The sequence below is a fragment of the Gilliamella sp. wkB171 genome, from assembly GCF_001693755.1.
Lineage (GTDB): Bacteria > Pseudomonadota > Gammaproteobacteria > Enterobacterales > Orbaceae > Gilliamella > Gilliamella apicola_F.
Genome location: NZ_LYST01000043.1, coordinates 177,997 through 194,538 on the forward strand (window position 1 = coordinate 177,997; position 16,542 = coordinate 194,538).

Consider the following 16,542-nt stretch of genomic DNA (forward strand, 5'->3'; position numbering starts at 1 on the left):
ATTTTGACCACAAAATAAAACCGTCGACAGATGTCGACGGTTAATATAATTAATTTATTTATCTAATAAGGTAAAGGACTGTTTATCTTGCGTTGTCGAATCAGAGCCAACGTAGATATTGAATTTACCTGGTTCTGCAACATATTGCATTTTGTCATTCCAGAATTTTAGCATATCTGGTTTGATCACTAATTTCACTTCACCTTTTTCATGAGGTTTTAAAGTAATATTTTCAAAACCTATCAACTGTTTAACGGGTCGACTGACCGAAGCTGTGACATCTTGGAGGTAAAACTGTACCGTTTGGCTACCTTCTTTCTCACCAATATTCTCAACATTTGCAGTCACCACAATTTCACCATTTTGCGGCATTTCAGTACTTGATAAGGCAAAATCTATCGTAAAATGGGTATAACTTAAACCAAATCCAAACGGGAATAGCGGTTCATTAGGGCTATCAAAATACGATGTTGTATATTTCCCCATATTTTCAGTACCATGAGGGCGACCAGTATTTAAATGACTATAATAGACAGGAATTTGCCCTACATTATCAGGAAATGACATTGGTAGTTTAGCTGACGGGTTATAATCACCAAATAAAACATCAGCAATAGCATTGCCCCCTTCTGTGCCTAAAAACCAAGTTTCGAGCATAGCATCAGCTTGTTCATACTCTTCTTTTACCGTTAATGGGCGGCCATTCATTAATGCTATAACTAAAGGTTTACCTGTTGCCTTTAAAGCTTTGATTAACCGTTTTTGACTAGCTTGCAATGAAAGATCGGTGCGACTAGATGACTCATGCGCCATTCCTTCCGCTTCACCCACAAACAGCACAACAACATCAGCTTTTTTGGCTTTAGCAACTGCTTCAGCAATCATTTTATCAGCAGGACGAGGATCAAATTTGGTGGTTTCTTCATATAAATTTAAAAATTTATATAAATTAGAATCATCGGAAAGATTAGCACCAAATGCGTAACTAATTGTTTTAGGATCTTTTACTGCATTTTTGATTCCTTCTAAAGGCGTGACAGCTAGATTAGCGCGTCCGGCACCTGACCAACTACCTAAAATATCGCGCTTAGAATCGGCAAGTGGTCCAATCACGGCTATTTTCTTATTTTTGGCTAAAGGTAAAATGCTATTTTTATTTTTTAATAACACAATACTTCGACGCGCTACATCTCGGGCTTCTTCCCGATGTAGTCGGTTGTCGGCAAACATCGTATCGATATCTAATTTAGGATCTAAATTACGATGAGGGTCATTAAACAGTCCCATGTCGTATTTAAGTTCTAATACATGTCGACAAGCTTTGTTAATATCCTCTTCTGTGAGGACACCTTCATTAACAAGTTCAGGTAAAAATTGAAGAAAATATTCATCATTCATACTGATATCAATACCTGCTTTTATCGCCACGCGAACAGCATCTTTAGCATCGCTTGCCACACCATGATTAATCAATTCACGAATCGCACCATGATCACTCACAACCACACCATTAAAATGCCATTGGTCACGTAATACTTCAGTCAGTAGCCAATGATTAGCTGTCGCTGGAATACCGTTAACACTGACTAAAGATACCATTACAGCACGACTACCGGCATCAATAGCGGCTTTATAAGGTACAAGATACTCTTGGAACATTTTACGTTCACTCATATCGGTGCTGTTATATTCGCGACCCGCTTCGACCGCACCATATAGCGCAAAATGCTTAACGGTTGTCACTAACGATTTTTTATCATCAAGAGACTGTTTTTGCATTTTTTCGACAAAAATACGTCCTGCTTCAGATGTTAAATAGGGATCTTCACCAAAGCCTTCAGAAACGCGTCCCCATCTAGGATCTCGGGTAATATCAACCATTGGGGCCCAAGTAATATTTAATCCATCTGAAGTGGCTTCGTCGGCAGAAACTTCAGCAACTTTACCTATAACATTACGATCCCAACTCGATGCAACACCTAAATTAATTGGGAATACCGTACGATGACCATGAATAATATCAAATCCAAAAAATAGAGGAATTTTATTCGGGGACTTTAAAGCGCGGTCTTGCATATTTGTCAAATCTGGCTCAACGACAGTATTAAAAATACCACCAATTTCTCCAGCCTCGATTTGATCTAATACTTTTGGTAAAGTGAGATCGCCACCTACACTAATTAATCTTAACTGACCCACTTTTTCTTTTATGGTCATTTTTGATAATAAATTATCAATAAAAGCTTTTTTTTCTTCGTTATTAGAATCTTGTGCGAACAAAGAGCCTGAAAACAGAAAAAAAACCAAAACAACTATTAATTTTTTCATCATGATAAATATTGTTATAATTTAGAGGATAGACATGAAGATAGCATAACTTATTCGCGCATAAAAATCTCGTTATTTACATTGTTTTCATTTATGTTTAAAACAAGATCGCATTTATTATATAAAAAAATTGACGTTAATATTATTTAACCTTAAGCTTTTTTACATAATAAATGAGGGCTAATCGTTTAGCGTGAGTTATTGCCAGACGACGTTCATGAAGATTACACTAATTAGTCTCTAAAATTAGTAAATTGAAACGGTTGCCCTAATTCTCCGTTTTTAACTAATGCCATCGTTGCTTGTAAATCATCACGTGATTTACCCGTAACGCGAACCTGCTCCCCTTGTACTTGGGCTTGAACTTTAATTTTGCTGTCTTTAATCAACTTAACTATTTTTTTAGCTAACTCTTTATCAATACCTTGTTTTAGTTTTACTGTAATACTATATAGTTTTCCACTATGTTCCATCTCTTCCGGAATTTCTAGTGCCCCACCATCAATACCACGTTTGGCTAACTTATCACGTAAAATATCTAATAGCTGTTGTACTTGGAAGTCAGATTGACTGGTCGCTTTAATCGTTTCATTTTTTTCATTAAGCTCAAATGAGGCTTCGACATTTTTAAAATCCCAACGCGTAGTTAGTTCACGGGTTGCATTTTCAACACCATTTTTCACTTCTGGCATTTGAATTTCAGAAACAATATCAAAAGAAGGCATAAATTCTCCTTTGCGAATAATTAAAAATAAAATTAACTTGATGAATATTATAAGAATATATTGACTGTCTCTATATTAAAAACAAAGACAGTCAATTAATTTATGGTAATTGATTGCGATTAATCGATGGTACGAAGTAATTCGTTAATCCCTACTTTTCCTAACGTTTTAGCATCGACTTTTTTAACAATTACTGCACAATACAAACTGTATTTACCATCTTTAGTTGGTAAGTTACCTGATACCACAACTGAACCGGCTGGCACGCGGCCGTAATGGACTTCACCTGTTGCGCGATCATAAATTTTAGTACTTTGACCGATGAAAACACCCATTGAGATCACACTGCCTTCTTCAACAATCACACCTTCAACGATTTCACTACGTGCACCAATAAAGCAGTTATCTTCAATAATCGTTGGATTTGCTTGCAACGGTTCTAACACACCACCAATACCAACGCCACCCGATAAATGAACATTTTTACCAATTTGCGCACAAGAACCAACAGTTACCCAAGTATCAACCATTGTACCTTCATCAACATAAGCACCAATATTTACATAAGATGGCATTAATACGGTATTACGAGCCACATACGCACCTTTACGTGCAATTGCAGATGGAACGACACGGAAGCCTTCTTGTTGGAAGCGTGCTTCATCATAATCAGCAAATTTTAATGGCACTTTGTCATAGTAATTTGTTGCGCCACCATCAATAAGTTGATTTTCATTAATACGGAAAGAGAGCAACACCGCTTTTTTTAACCATTGATGAGTCACCCAATCGCCATTAATCTTTTCGGCGACACGCATTTTACCGCTGTCTAATAGAGCGATACATTGATTAATTGCATCACGCGTTACTGTATCAATATTTGAAGGCGTAATTTCAGCACGACGTTCAAATGCTGCCTCAATAATAGTTTGTAATTGTTGCATTTCTCGTTTCCTTTAACTTTAAGTCCGTTAGCAAATTTAAATAGATGCACAGTATAATATAATATGCCACGCTTTTTAAGCGGTTTGTCGTATCAAACTAGCTTTCTTGGTAATAAACAACATTTATTTGGAATTAAGTTCACAAATACCTCACACCCATAAAATACCAAAACCAAAATTTTCTATACTTATCCATATTGAAAGTTTACTAGACAAAAGATAAATGCAAAATTTTGGATTTTCATTGTTAGAATTATTGATTGTTATTTGCATAAGTGCAATTTGCGCCGCTATTGGCATGCAACAATGGAAAGAGATACAGCTCCGTAACGAATTAGTCTCAACAACACATCAATTAGCCTATTTTTTAAATGAAGTCCAAGTCAAAGCTAATACTGAAAATGAAAATTATAGTCTTCATTTATTTTTATCCCCTTGGTGTTTAACAATTACATCCGGTGAGCCACCAACAAGTTGTCAAACTGGACTATTACAGTTTATCAAACCCAACAATTCGGTTGAGATTAAATTATTAAACGAACAAAAAATTATTACATTTTGGGGAAGACGGAATATGGCTCAAACAGGTTCATTTGAACTCAGTAACGCAATTGGTGCAACCAGAGTGTTAATATCATTTCGTGGACGAATTCGATTTTGTCGCATCAACAGCTATTTGCCAAGTTTACCAGCATGTTAAAACAAGCAGGATTTTCACTACTTGAAATGTTGTTATCAATAACACTTTCAAGTTTAATTTTTATTGCAGTGACAGATTATTACTTTCAGATACAAGCACATACTTTACAATATTATCGAGCCATTCATCTGCAACAAACTGTTCAACAAGCACTATTTGGCATAGCCAAAGATATAAAGCGCGCAGGGTTTATTGCCAACGATCCGAGTAAGCAAAATAAAACTGCATTAGCCATTATTAACGAAAAAAATTGCATTATCATTCGTTACGATAGTCAAATTCGACATGATTGGATCGATGATACTTCAGCCATGAATAACGCAGATAGTTTTGTGTATCGCTTTGTTAATAATAATATTGAATATAAAACGGGTGCGACTACTTGTAATGAGTCCAAGTGGGAAAAATTATTCGATCCAGCTGAGATTAAAGTGACAACATTCCATCTGAAGCAACAGGCTAATACTATCGAAATAGTATTAGCAGCTGAACTCAAACAACATCAACAAGTAAAATATCAAATAAGCAAAATAGTGAAAAATGAAAATTTTTATTGATCAAACCAACCATGAAAAGGGTTTTAGTACAATTATCATGGTTATTATTTTAACCATTATTGGTGCTATATTATTAACAAGTACTAACTTACTAATGATCTCATGGCATAAAACACTAGCCAGAGAAAATCAATATTATCACCGTTTTAATCAAGCAAATTCCGCATTAAATTGGGCACTAACCCAAAATTGGCAAAGACCAACAGATAATTGGCAATGTTTATTTGAAACAAAATATCAATGGAAAGTGTGTATCAAAAATTCATTATTACAAATCGACAACTACGTACTGATACGTGGTGAATCAGAAGGTTTATTTGTTTATAGTTTGGCACATCATCAAGGCAGTAAACTCATTGTACAAAAAGGTCATTGGCTTGATTATTGTCCAGAAAAAAGGAGAGCATATTGTGAATAACAATGATATGACGGGGTTTAGTATAATCGAAGTGATGCTAGCCTGTTTGATATTTGCCATTGTCATTGTCAGTTTTAGTAATTATCAACACACATTAACCTATTTTTATCATTATCTTTCAGATCAACAAAAGGCACAGCAAATTGCGTTTTCATTACTTGATAGTTACCCTAATATAGCGAGGCACATTGTACCTAATAATTGGCAATATAATATTCAAAGTGAGTCTTATACAAGCCAGTGCCAACTCGTATCAGTCACAATAACAACTACGCCTAGTAAGCAAATTAATCAGCAACGATTATTTTGTCATGTGATAAATGAGTAGCGTATTGACCAATGGATAAGTTATCTTAAAGCCACTGTTTTAAAAGTTGCAAAACTTGCTGAGTTTTTTCTGCATGAACATTGTGCCCGGCTCCTTCAATTGTTTCTATCACAGCATTGGGAAATTGACGCAATATTGCTTCATAATATTGTTGCATTACATAATTGGAATTGCTCCCGCGTATAAACAAAGTTGGCTTAGTCCAAGGAGAAATAGGTTGCCAATCACGTAAATGACTATATTGACTTACAATCACATTCGCATTAAATAACCAATGTCCATTTTTAAAAGATTTAAGCAAAAATTGGATTGTTCCCTCTGATAGTCCTTGACTTTGCATAAGGTCAATAATTTGTTTTTTATCGGTCAGGTTTTCAGCAAGGCAAGTACTTAACGACTCTAAAACCTGCGCATTATCCGTAGTCGGGTATTTAACCGGCGCAATATCAAGGGCGACAATTTTTTTGATTTTTTCAGAAATAATTTGGGTTAGTCGCAACGCAACCTTGCCCCCCATTGAATGACCAATTAAAATGATTTGATCTAATTGCAAATGATGACAAAGCTCTGCAATATCTTCTGCCATAACATTTAAATTCATCTCATTTGACCATGGCGATTGGCCGTGATTACGCAAATCAACTTGAATGGTCTGATAATCAGATACAAAGTGCTTAGCTAACATATTTGAATTATCCAAACTGCCAAACACACCGTGTAAAAAAATTATTGGTTGTCCTTCACCTTGTAATTTATAGTGTAAATTCATTTTTACGTAATCCTTCATATCAAAACTTAACTATTATAAGCCTAATTTCATTAAGATGATTAATCAATTCAATAACAAAAATTGCAATAACTATGATAAAATCCCAGACTAATTTTTTCAAATAATGTTAAGGCATATGTTTCAAAATAACCCACTATTAGCCCAATTAAAACAAGAACTTCATCAACAAACACCGCGCGTTGAAGGTGTTGTAAGAGCCCACGAAAAAGGATTTGGATTTTTAGATGTTGATAATAAAACAAGCTATTTTATCCCTGTTGCTAAAATGAAAACGGTGTGTCATGGCGATAAAGTATCAGGAACCATCATCGCCAATAATGATAAAGAGTTTTTTGATCCAGAAATATTAATAGAAAGTGCGTTGCAAAAATTCATTGGAAAAATTGGTTTTCAAGATAACACAATGATTATTCATGCTGAAAATATGCCAGAAAATCTTGTTATTCGCTGTAAAGTTAATAAACACGTTACCGAAAAAATTAAAGAAGGTGATTGGGTAACTGCAACACTGATTGCCCATCCGTTGCAAGAAGGTAAAAACGGCTTTTTTGCCGAAGTCATCCATTTCATTGCTGAAGATAACTCTACATACCTTCCTTGGTTAAAAACGTTAGCCCGTTATAATTTAGAAGATAAAGCGCCAACAGCTAACACATTGGCAATTGCAGCAAATGAGCTAACCGATCGTCAAGATTTAACCTATATCAACTTTTTTACGATTGATAGTGAAGATACTGAAGATATGGATGATGCCATATCGATCGAAAAAGATGCGCACGGTAATTATCTACTCAAAGTAGCTATTGCAGACCCTACCGCTTATGTAACCGAAAATAGTGAACTCGATAATATCGCTAAACAAAGAAGCTTTACCACGTATTTGCCTGATTTTAATATCCCGATGCTGCCAAAAGAGCTTGCTGATGAGCTTTGTTCACTAAAAGCCAATCAAAAAAGACCAGCAATGGTGTGTGAAGTAAAAATCGATGCCAATGGTAATATTGATGACAATGCAATTGCATTTATTCCTGCATTTATCGAATCGAAAGCGAAACTTTGTTACCACAATGTTTCTGATTTTTTAGAAAACGGTAGTTTACTATTGTCTGATAATTTAACGATACCGGAGCAACTTAATTGGTTAGCTAGTCTAGCAACACTAAGAACAGCGTGGCGACAAAGTCATGCTTTGGTATTTAAAGATATAACCGACTATCGTTTTATACTCGATGAGAACCGACAAGTAAAATCAATTATTAAAGAAACACGCGGTATTGCTAACCAAATCGTTGAAGAAGTGATGATAATAGCCAATCAAGCTTTAACCATGCACTTAACTGACAAAATTGGTTTTGGTATTTTTAACGTCCATGCGGGTTTTGACCCTAAATTTATGGAGCAAATTTTAAAGATCTTAAATGAACATGGCTTAACGCAATTTGATAAAGATGCTTTATTATCGTTTGAGGGGTATATCCAGCTGCGCCGTATCATCAATAACAATACCTTTTTAGCCTCGCGCCTGCGAAAATTTCAAAGTCCTGCCGATTTTTCCCTTGAGCCAAGACCACATTTTGGACTCGGATTTAACGCTTATGCAACATGGACTTCGCCAATTCGAAAATATGGGGATATGATAAACCATCGTTTAATTAAAGCTTCCCTGCGCCAGCTTCCATTAACGTCACCTAGCATAGAACTACTCAAAATAATGGGTGAAAAGCGTAAAACATTACGCTTAGCCGAGCGTGATATGGCTGAAAATCTTTATGCACAATATTTATCGGATAAAATTAGCAATTGTTTTACCGCTGAAATTATTGATATTAATCGCGGTGGTGCTCGGGTACGCTTAACGGATATTGGCGCTTTTGCATTCTTACCGCTGTCAATGATTCATCCTATACGTGAAGAAATTTGCTCACTTCCGGAAGAAGGCGTTATCAAAATTAAAGACGAAATTTGCTATAAACTAACCGATACTATTTCAGTGGTTATCCATCAAGTTAAAAAAGAAAATCAATCGATTATAGTTAAATTAGCGGATAGTCACTAATGCACATTTTTTTATCATGATAAGCAGTAATAATTTGTCATTTATCCCCTGAAATCAATCAGGGGAATACTGACTAATAATTAATGATATTTTAACGCTTAACCTCTTTTTTTTCTTGATAATATCTGATATCTTTCTTCACTCATTAAAATAATTATTATAATTAGATAGGCAAGATGCAGAGGGTACTATGTTATCAATTCATGGGCATGAAGTCTTACATATGATGGCTGGAAATAGCTATACAGAATCATCTCTAAAGGAAGCTATCGAAAAACAGTTTGGAAAACATGCTAAATTTCATACTTGCTCTCAAACTGATATGGATTCAACACAACTTATCTGTTTTTTAAAATTAAAAGGTAAATTTAAACCCGTTACTGATGTTGAATTTACGGTCAATGAAACAAAAATTTGTCGTCATTAAGTTTCAAAATATGTTTAAGTGTTTTGAGACTGTTATAAATTTAAATTAATCGTATAGTGTATTTAATAGAATATGAGTATATAATTTCGGGCAAAGATTAATAGCCAGCCCTCAAATTACAACTCTAAAAAATATTCATGGAATTTAATATGAAAATTAGTAACATTTTAATCTGCGCAATTGTTCCTATTCTTGTCGCCAGTTGTGTACATAGATCGGCTGCACCGGTGAAAAAAATTGAACAGCCTATTGAATCAGATGAGTTAACATTAATAAAACAAAAAACCGAATTAAATAATCCATATGTTGTTAATGCAAAAACACAATTACAGCAACTTATTGGCACAAAAAACTTCGATAATTACATTAAAAAAACCGGCATATTAAGTTGCCAAAATGATGAAAACCAATCATCTTGCGTGTTGAATTTTTATCTGACTGAATATTACAAGTTAAAATATAACCAACAAATTAAGAAAGTTATTGAAGAAAACCAGACCGAACATAAAATTGAATTAAGCAAAATAAAAGCAACGTCTGCTAATATAAAAAATTATTGTGACCTTTCGGCAGATTTTCTTGCTGCTGTTTATACCAATGACAATCAGAAAGTTTCTAGCTACTTTCAACCTTTATTCAAAATGTCAGAAGAAGAGATGTCTTCATTACATGCTAAAATCATCAAAGATAATTATTCACACTTCTTAATTGATGAAAATCCAAGTATTTTGCAAGAAATGAAAAGTGACTTTCTTGAAAAATGTTTAGACGATCCAAAAGATAACATTATTAATTATATCAATATTTTTAGATAATCCTAACGCGAGTTTTTTATGCACAATTTATTACCAATTAGTCAGTTTAGTAAAACATTCACTGGCAAGATGCTTTGCATAGTGTCGGCTTCTTGTATCAGTTTTTCTTCATGGGCTTTTTCGTTTAATGATGTGGTAACGCAAGCTGAAAATCTATCAAAACAAGCTTATGTACAACCAACTAAAAATATTCCAAACGAACTATCATCGCTGCAATTCGCTGATTATCAGAAAATTCAATTTAATCACCAAAAAGCTTATTGGAGTGATCGAAAAAGCCGTTTCAAACTCGAGTTTTATCATGAAGGTATGTATTTTGATACACCTGTAAAAATCAATGAAATTGTAAATAACCAAGTTAACGAGATTAAATTTGATCCAAGTTACTTCGATTTAAGCAAAATTAATCTTGATAAGTTAGACACAAAACATCTTGGTTTTGCTGGATTTAAAGTCCATTATCCAATTAATAATCCGGCTAAAACAGATGACGAAATTTTCACTGCACTTGGTGGTAGTTACTTTAGAGCTGTAGGTAAAAATCAGCGTTATGGGCTTTCAGCAAGAGGTTTAGCCATTGATACGGGTGAAATGTCTGGTGAAGAGTTCCCTCGATTTAAAGAGTTTTGGATTGAAAGACCGCTTCCTAATCAAAAACATTTAGTGATTTATGCACTACTTGACTCTCCTCGCGTCGCTGGTGCTTACAAACTTACTTTGGTACCGAGTGTCGATACAACAATTACCGTTGAAGCTAAAGTATTTTTCCGAGATGGCGTAAAAAAACTCGGTGTTGCACCATTAACCAGCATGTATTTATATGGACCAAATCAACCTTCGCCATTACTTAATTATCGTCCGGCGATGCATGATTCAAATGGATTATCAATTTTATCAAATAATAACGAATGGATTTGGCGACCACTCAATAATCCAAAACGTTTGTCTTTTTCATCATATAGTTTAGATAATCCTAAAGGATTTGGGTTAATTCAGCGAGATAAAGGCTTTGATGATTATCAAGATCTTGATGATCACTATGAACAACGTCCGAGTGTTTGGACAGAAATTTTGGATGACTGGCACAAAGGGCGAGTTGAATTAGTTGAAATCCCGACCGCAGATGAAACCAACGATAATATTGTTTCTTATTGGGTGCCAGAAAAACAATACAAAGCCGGTGACAGTATTAGTTTTAAATATCGCCTACATTATTCATTGGATGAACAACAACGCTATCCAGATAATATAGCAAGAGCAATTAGCACGCGATTATCACTTGGCGACATTAAACAGGCTAACTTAATTCGTAAACTTGATGGTTCTAATGCTTATGTTATTGATTTTGCAGGGCCTCAACTATCAGAACAAGTTCCGGTGAAAGTCATATCAAGCATCAATAATGGTTCTATTGTCAGTTGTGATGTCCAGTACAATCCGGTTATCAAAGGTTGGCGAGTACTGGTACGATTTAATGTTGAAGATAATAAAAAACCAACGGATATCCGCATCCAATTAGCATCAGAAAAAACGAATGAAGTTTTATCTGAAACATGGAGCGGTCAATATCCTGGACAATAAAACTATAACAATAAGCCAATAATATGAAAAACAATTACTTTTCAACTCTTTCTGGCGCAGATGGTTGGCGCCAGAATTTAAAAAACAATGATATCCCTTCAGATGATAGTGAGTTTTTAAAATATCGTCTAAATCAAATTGGTGATACCTCAACTTATAACGCTGAAAGAAAGCAGCAGCCGAGTTATCCGGAAGTTGAACGGGTATCCATTCAACCACAAATATGGAATAAGCGTTATCACGCCAAAATGAAGTCAGGCTTGAATATTTTAGCGTTGATACGCCGATTAATCATGTTTGCGCTTATTGTGGTTCAAACCTATTTTGGTACCAGCTATTTATCAACACTATTACCTTATCAAAGCTGGCAAAAAATTAATTTTATGGCCAATTGGGCAATTAATCCTGAATTGGCAATATATAGTATTATTCCTTATATTATACAATGGTTTATTATCGCTCTTTTTGCAATTTTATTTGCCTGGATCTCAATTGGATTTTGGACCAGTATTATGGGGCTTATTTTAGCTGTTATGGGGAAAGATCGTTATACCATTGAGATTCCAAAAGATGCTGCAGCACATATTGATCCCAAACATCGCACAGCCCTTGTTATGCCAATTTGTAATGAAGATGTCGCTCGTGTGTTTGCTGGATTACAAGCAACTTATCAATCATTAGTCGAGACTGGAAACGCTGCTTGCTGTGATTTCTATATTTTGAGTGATACCAATGATCCTGATCTTTATGTCAATGAACTAAAAGCTTGGGCTGATTTTAATGCCCAAAAACAGAATAATGGTTGTAATGTTTTTTACCGCCATCGTAAGCGTCGTGTTAAGCGCAAAAGTGGCAACATTGATGACTTTTGCCGACGTTGGGGACACCTATATGAATATATGCTAATTCTTGATGCTGATAGCATTATGACAGGTGACTGCATACTTAATATGATTGCCATGATGGAAATGACACCTAAAGCGGGTATTTTACAATCTCCGCCTAAATCAGTCAGAATGAAAACCCTTTACGGTCGAATTCAGCAATTTGCTAACCAAATTTATAGTGATATTTTCTGTGCTGGAACCCACTTTTGGCAACTCAGTGAAGCCCAATACTGGGGACATAATGCGATGATTCGCTTAAAGCCATTTATTGAGCACTGTATTTTATCGCCACTACAAAAACGTAAAGGCTCTATTCATATTTTATCGCATGACTTAGTCGAAGCTTCATTAATGCGACGAGCAGGTTATGGTGTTTGGATTGCATATAACATGAATGGTAGCTATGAAGAGTTACCTGGAAATATGATTGAAGACCTTAAACGAGATAATCGTTGGTGTATGGGGAATTTAATCAATTTACGCTTAATTTTTAAAAGTGGTATTACACTAACCCACCGTGTTATGTTTTTAACCAGTGGTATGGCATATATCTCATCTCTGTTATGGTTGATATTTTTGATCTTCTCAACATTACTGCTATTAGTTTTTAATTTGTCAGATCAACAATATTTTTTCCAGCCAAACCAATTTTATCCTACCTGGCCAAAATGGGATGAAAATTTAGCGATTCAACTATTATCTACCACTATGGTGTTATTATTTGCGCCAAAATTTTTCAGTTACGGCATTATTATTGCTAAAACAGGCGCTAAAGAGGTGGGGGGGATCTTTAAATTAACACTATCAATATTTATTGAAATGATATGGTCAATGATTTTAGCGCCAATACGGATGATCTTTCACAGTAAATTTGTGATAAAAGCCTGGTTAGGGAGTAAAGTACAATGGAAATCACCATCGAGAAACGATGATACCTTAACGTGGGGAGAATCGTTCTATTTTTGCTGGCCTCTTTCATTATTAGGTATAGTTTGGCTATGTATTATTATTTGGTTAAATCCGCAATTTACATTATGGTATATCGCCATACTTATCCCATTAACCATTTCACCACTGGTCATTAGGGTATCGGGTTTATCAAGTATTGGTATCAAAGCGCAAAAAGCAGGTTTGTTTTTAACTCCTGAAGAGACCCACCCAGCAAGAGCGATAACGCTTACAGGTGAGTATTTGGTAAAAACTGAAGCAAATATTGTTGATCATGGTTTTATAATGGCATTAGTTGACCCTTTATATAATGCATTAGCCTGTGCATTATCTACATCGCGTCATATATCTAATGTAAAAAATCAGCAAAAACGTAGTGAACTGATTGAACAATTTGAACAGGTTGACTTAACAAAAATCAAGAAAGAACAACAACTAGCAATTTTAGAAGACCCAATTATTCTTTCTGCACTTCATCGTCATATTTGGCAACAGCAAGAAAAATACGACAATTTATTCACTTTGTGGCAAAATGAACGCCAGTAATTAAAAATAGGGCTTTAGCCCTATTTTCTTTTTTTTAGTAACTAATCAAAATCCATGGATATTTTTTTATGACTTGGCAACCTTCCTCATCTATCAATAATTTACTTAAGCGCGCAAAAATCATTTCACAAGTACGACAATTTTTTGCTGATCGCTGTATATTAGAAGTCGAAACGCCGACATTAAGCCAATATGCTGTTACAGATGTGCATTTAAGTTCATTTACGACAACATTTTTTAAACCAGGTGAATTTGACGAACAACTTGGACGAAAGATGTCTTTAATCACCAGCCCTGAATATCATATGAAACGTCTACTTGCCGCTGGTAGTGGTCCAATCTTTCAAATATGCAAATGCTTTCGTAATCATGAAGAAGTTGGTCGTTTTCATAATCCGGAATTTACCATGCTCGAATGGTATCGTATACAGTATGATATGATGCAAATGATTAACGAAGTCGATGACCTATTACAAACTATTTTAGACTGTGAGCCTGCTGAACGAGTCTCGTACCAGAAGGCGTTTCAACGTCATCTTAATATTGATCCACTAGAAGCCGATCACGCGACATTAGTAAAAGCCATTAACCAACTTGATATTGGTATTAATGTTGATGATTATGACAAAGATGGGCTATTACAATGCTTATTTACTTTTGGCGTAGAACCGCATATTGGACTTGAAAAACCGATTGCAGTGTATCACTTTCCAGCTTCCCAAGCCGCATTAGCTGCAATTAGTAGCGAAGATCATCGCGTAGCTGGTCGCTTCGAGTTTTACTACAAAGGGGTTGAGCTTGCTAATGGTTTTAAAGAGTTAACAAATTCACAAGAGCAAAGACAGCGCTTTGAGCAAAATAATTTAGAACGTTCTAAACAAAATCTACCAGAACAAAATATTGACATTGAATTACTTGCCGCCATGGAGTCAGGTTTGCCGGATTGTGCAGGTGTTGCTATAGGTCTAGATCGCTTAATTATGTTAGCCCTCAATTCAGTGACCTTAGATGACGTTATATCGTTCACTTTTGATAGGGCTTAAACCATGTTCGGAGCTTTAGGTTTAACGCAATGGTTTGCTATCATCATGACGGTGATAGCATTGATATTATTAATTGTAGTGATTAAATCTAAACTCACTATAAATAATATAAATCAGTTAGTTGAATTGCAACTTTCTCAAAAAAATCATGAAAATCAATCTTTGACTGAAAAGTTACAACAATTAGAAAATGAACTCAATCAATATCGTCTACAATATGTGACACAAAATGCAACTATTACTGAGCTAAAAACCCGTTTGGAAGAAACAAGAAGCTCTGCTTATGAAAAACAATCAATACTTGAGCAAAGTGAGCAGCGGCTAACAACTCAGTTTGAAAATTTAGCTAATCGCATTTTTGAACAAAGTGGTAAAAGAATAGAACAACAAAATAAGCAAAGCCTTGATTATTTACTTTCTCCGCTAAAAGAGCAATTAGAAGGATTTAAAAAGCAGGTACAAGATAGCTTTGGTCAAGAGGCAAAAGAACGCCATACCTTGACGCATGAAATCCGTAATTTGCAACAACTTAATGAGCAGATGACAAAAGAGGCTAACAACCTAACTAACGCTTTAAAAGGTAATAATAAAACCCAAGGTAATTGGGGTGAATTTATTTTAAGTCAAATACTCGATAATTCAGGGCTAAGAGAAGGTTATGAGTATGATACCCAAGTTAATTTAACCAATGAAAACAATCTGCGATTGCAACCAGATGTTATTGTTCACTTACCGCAAGGTGGTGATGTGGTCATTGACTCGAAAGTAACCCTCGTTGCTTATGAACGTTATTTTAATAGTGATGATGATACGATTAAAAGTAAATCCATGACTGAACATTTAGCAGCTGTACGTAATCACTTAAAACAACTAAGCCAAAAAGATTATCATAAACTTAATGGAATTAATTCGTTAGATTATATTTTAATGTTTATTCCTGTTGAGCCAGCGTTTTTATCCGCCATTGATCATGATCCTGCATTGATTAACGATGCTTTAAAAAATAATATTATGATAGTAAGTCCAACCACATTATTAGTTGCTTTACGTACGATTCATAACTTATGGCGCTATGAATACCAAAATCGCAATGCTGAATTAATTGCCGACAAAGCAAGTAAATTATATGATAAAGTTCGTGGTTTTATTGAAGATATGGAAAACTTAGGCAATTGCCTTGATAAAGCCCAGCAAACTTATCAAAATTCGTTAAATAAACTATCTAAAGGACGTGGTAATATAATTGGACAAATTGAACGTTTTCGTGAAATGGGCATCGAAGTTAAAAAACCGATCAATCCTGATCTAGCTTTAATATCGAAAGATGAAGTTGATAGTGAAAACGAAGATTAACTGTTATTGTCTAATAATCTTAAATTGTTAATACCACTAGTTACTATGTTGTTAAATTTTTAGAGGAAACACATATTTCAGCATCAAAATAATATT

General features: G+C 34.9%; 15 protein-coding genes. 11 read left to right on the forward strand and 4 right to left on the reverse strand.

Going from position 1 to position 16,542, the window contains the following annotated elements; all coding sequences use genetic code 11:
- Positions 1–54: 54 nt before the first annotated feature.
- The 3 genes from bglX to dapD form a co-directional block, all read right to left on the reverse strand.
- Positions 55–2,328 carry a beta-glucosidase BglX gene (gene bglX, locus A9G03_RS06865; RefSeq protein WP_081297454.1) on the reverse strand — a complete coding sequence of 758 codons (2,274 nt, stop codon included), beginning with the start codon at positions 2,326–2,328 and terminating at the stop codon, positions 55–57.
- A gap of 233 nt (positions 2,329–2,561) precedes the next feature.
- Entirely contained in the window at positions 2,562–3,053 is a 492-nt protein-coding gene (locus A9G03_RS06870) for a YajQ family cyclic di-GMP-binding protein (protein WP_065633352.1), read from the reverse strand.
- 119 nt (positions 3,054–3,172) lie between these two features.
- Entirely contained in the window at positions 3,173–3,997 is an 825-nt protein-coding gene (gene dapD / locus A9G03_RS06875; RefSeq protein ID WP_065798787.1) for a 2,3,4,5-tetrahydropyridine-2,6-dicarboxylate N-succinyltransferase, read from the reverse strand.
- Positions 3,998–4,220: 223 nt separating this feature from the next.
- Between dapD and A9G03_RS06880 the strand changes: the two genes are divergently transcribed.
- From A9G03_RS06880 to A9G03_RS06895, 4 genes are read left to right on the forward strand one after another with little or no spacing between them, the layout of a single operon-like run.
- On the forward strand, positions 4,221–4,697 hold the full coding sequence (locus A9G03_RS06880; RefSeq protein WP_065798788.1) for a prepilin-type N-terminal cleavage/methylation domain-containing protein: 477 nt from the start codon (positions 4,221–4,223) through the stop codon (positions 4,695–4,697).
- Entirely contained in the window at positions 4,691–5,254 is a 564-nt protein-coding gene (locus tag A9G03_RS06885) for a prepilin peptidase-dependent protein (RefSeq protein ID WP_065798789.1), read from the forward strand. Before A9G03_RS06880 ends, A9G03_RS06885 begins: the two co-directional genes overlap by 7 nt.
- Positions 5,238–5,672, forward strand: a complete 435-nt coding sequence (locus tag A9G03_RS06890) for a DUF2509 family protein (protein WP_065798790.1) — start codon at positions 5,238–5,240, stop codon at positions 5,670–5,672. Before A9G03_RS06885 ends, A9G03_RS06890 begins: the two co-directional genes overlap by 17 nt.
- Positions 5,665–6,000, forward strand: coding sequence for a type IV pilus modification PilV family protein (locus tag A9G03_RS06895; RefSeq protein ID WP_065633348.1), 336 nt, complete (start codon positions 5,665–5,667; stop codon positions 5,998–6,000). Before A9G03_RS06890 ends, A9G03_RS06895 begins: the two co-directional genes overlap by 8 nt.
- Before the next feature lie 25 nt (positions 6,001–6,025).
- On the opposite strand, the gene A9G03_RS06900 is transcribed toward A9G03_RS06895, so the two are convergent.
- The gene (locus tag A9G03_RS06900) at positions 6,026–6,769 is read right to left on the reverse strand and encodes an alpha/beta fold hydrolase (RefSeq protein WP_065798791.1); all 744 of its coding nucleotides are present in this window, start codon (positions 6,767–6,769) and stop codon (positions 6,026–6,028) included.
- 136 nt (positions 6,770–6,905) lie between these two features.
- Between A9G03_RS06900 and A9G03_RS06905 the strand changes: the two genes are divergently transcribed.
- The 7 genes from A9G03_RS06905 to rmuC all read left to right on the forward strand — a co-directional run bounded on the left by A9G03_RS06905 (position 6,906) and on the right by rmuC (position 16,446).
- Positions 6,906–8,846, forward strand: a complete 1,941-nt coding sequence (locus A9G03_RS06905) for an exoribonuclease II (RefSeq protein WP_065798792.1) — start codon at positions 6,906–6,908, stop codon at positions 8,844–8,846.
- A gap of 190 nt (positions 8,847–9,036) precedes the next feature.
- Positions 9,037–9,273, forward strand: a complete 237-nt coding sequence (locus tag A9G03_RS06910) for a YecH family metal-binding protein (protein WP_065633345.1) — start codon at positions 9,037–9,039, stop codon at positions 9,271–9,273.
- A 149-nt stretch (positions 9,274–9,422) separates the two neighbouring features.
- A complete protein-coding gene (locus tag A9G03_RS06915; protein ID WP_065798793.1) occupies positions 9,423–10,088 on the forward strand; it encodes a hypothetical protein in 666 nt (221 codons plus the stop codon).
- 69 nt (positions 10,089–10,157) lie between these two features.
- On the forward strand, positions 10,158–11,669 hold the full coding sequence (locus tag A9G03_RS06920; RefSeq protein ID WP_065633374.1) for a glucan biosynthesis protein G: 1,512 nt from the start codon (positions 10,158–10,160) through the stop codon (positions 11,667–11,669).
- Between the two features lie 23 nt (positions 11,670–11,692).
- Positions 11,693–14,050 carry a glucans biosynthesis glucosyltransferase MdoH gene (gene mdoH / locus A9G03_RS06925; RefSeq protein ID WP_065798794.1) on the forward strand — a complete coding sequence of 786 codons (2,358 nt, stop codon included), beginning with the start codon at positions 11,693–11,695 and terminating at the stop codon, positions 14,048–14,050.
- A 68-nt stretch (positions 14,051–14,118) separates the two neighbouring features.
- The gene (epmA, locus tag A9G03_RS06930; protein WP_065633342.1) at positions 14,119–15,093 is read left to right on the forward strand and encodes an elongation factor P--(R)-beta-lysine ligase; all 975 of its coding nucleotides are present in this window, start codon (positions 14,119–14,121) and stop codon (positions 15,091–15,093) included.
- A gap of 3 nt (positions 15,094–15,096) precedes the next feature.
- On the forward strand, positions 15,097–16,446 hold the full coding sequence (gene rmuC / locus A9G03_RS06935) for a DNA recombination protein RmuC (protein ID WP_065798795.1): 1,350 nt from the start codon (positions 15,097–15,099) through the stop codon (positions 16,444–16,446).
- Positions 16,447–16,542 lie beyond the last annotated feature (96 nt).

What these genes read in the sequence shown, in the direction of transcription:
- bglX (WP_081297454.1), bottom strand. Translation starts at nt 2,328, where the DNA reads ATGAAAAAATTAATAGTTGTTTTGGTTTTTTTTCTGTTTTCAGGCTCT.
- A9G03_RS06870 (WP_065633352.1), bottom strand. Translation starts at nt 3,053, where the DNA reads ATGCCTTCTTTTGATATTGTTTCTGAAATTCAAATGCCAGAAGTGAAA.
- dapD (WP_065798787.1), bottom strand. Translation starts at nt 3,997, where the DNA reads ATGCAACAATTACAAACTATTATTGAGGCAGCATTTGAACGTCGTGCT.
- A9G03_RS06880 (WP_065798788.1), top strand. Translation starts at nt 4,221, where the DNA reads ATGCAAAATTTTGGATTTTCATTGTTAGAATTATTGATTGTTATTTGC.
- A9G03_RS06885 (WP_065798789.1), top strand. Translation starts at nt 4,691, where the DNA reads ATGTTAAAACAAGCAGGATTTTCACTACTTGAAATGTTGTTATCAATA.
- A9G03_RS06890 (WP_065798790.1), top strand. Translation starts at nt 5,238, where the DNA reads ATGAAAATTTTTATTGATCAAACCAACCATGAAAAGGGTTTTAGTACA.
- A9G03_RS06900 (WP_065798791.1), bottom strand. Translation starts at nt 6,769, where the DNA reads ATGAATTTACACTATAAATTACAAGGTGAAGGACAACCAATAATTTTT.
- A9G03_RS06905 (WP_065798792.1), top strand. Translation starts at nt 6,906, where the DNA reads ATGTTTCAAAATAACCCACTATTAGCCCAATTAAAACAAGAACTTCAT.
- A9G03_RS06910 (WP_065633345.1), top strand. Translation starts at nt 9,037, where the DNA reads ATGTTATCAATTCATGGGCATGAAGTCTTACATATGATGGCTGGAAAT.
- A9G03_RS06915 (WP_065798793.1), top strand. Translation starts at nt 9,423, where the DNA reads ATGAAAATTAGTAACATTTTAATCTGCGCAATTGTTCCTATTCTTGTC.
- A9G03_RS06920 (WP_065633374.1), top strand. Translation starts at nt 10,158, where the DNA reads ATGCTTTGCATAGTGTCGGCTTCTTGTATCAGTTTTTCTTCATGGGCT.
- mdoH (WP_065798794.1), top strand. Translation starts at nt 11,693, where the DNA reads ATGAAAAACAATTACTTTTCAACTCTTTCTGGCGCAGATGGTTGGCGC.
- epmA (WP_065633342.1), top strand. Translation starts at nt 14,119, where the DNA reads ATGACTTGGCAACCTTCCTCATCTATCAATAATTTACTTAAGCGCGCA.
- rmuC (WP_065798795.1), top strand. Translation starts at nt 15,097, where the DNA reads ATGTTCGGAGCTTTAGGTTTAACGCAATGGTTTGCTATCATCATGACG.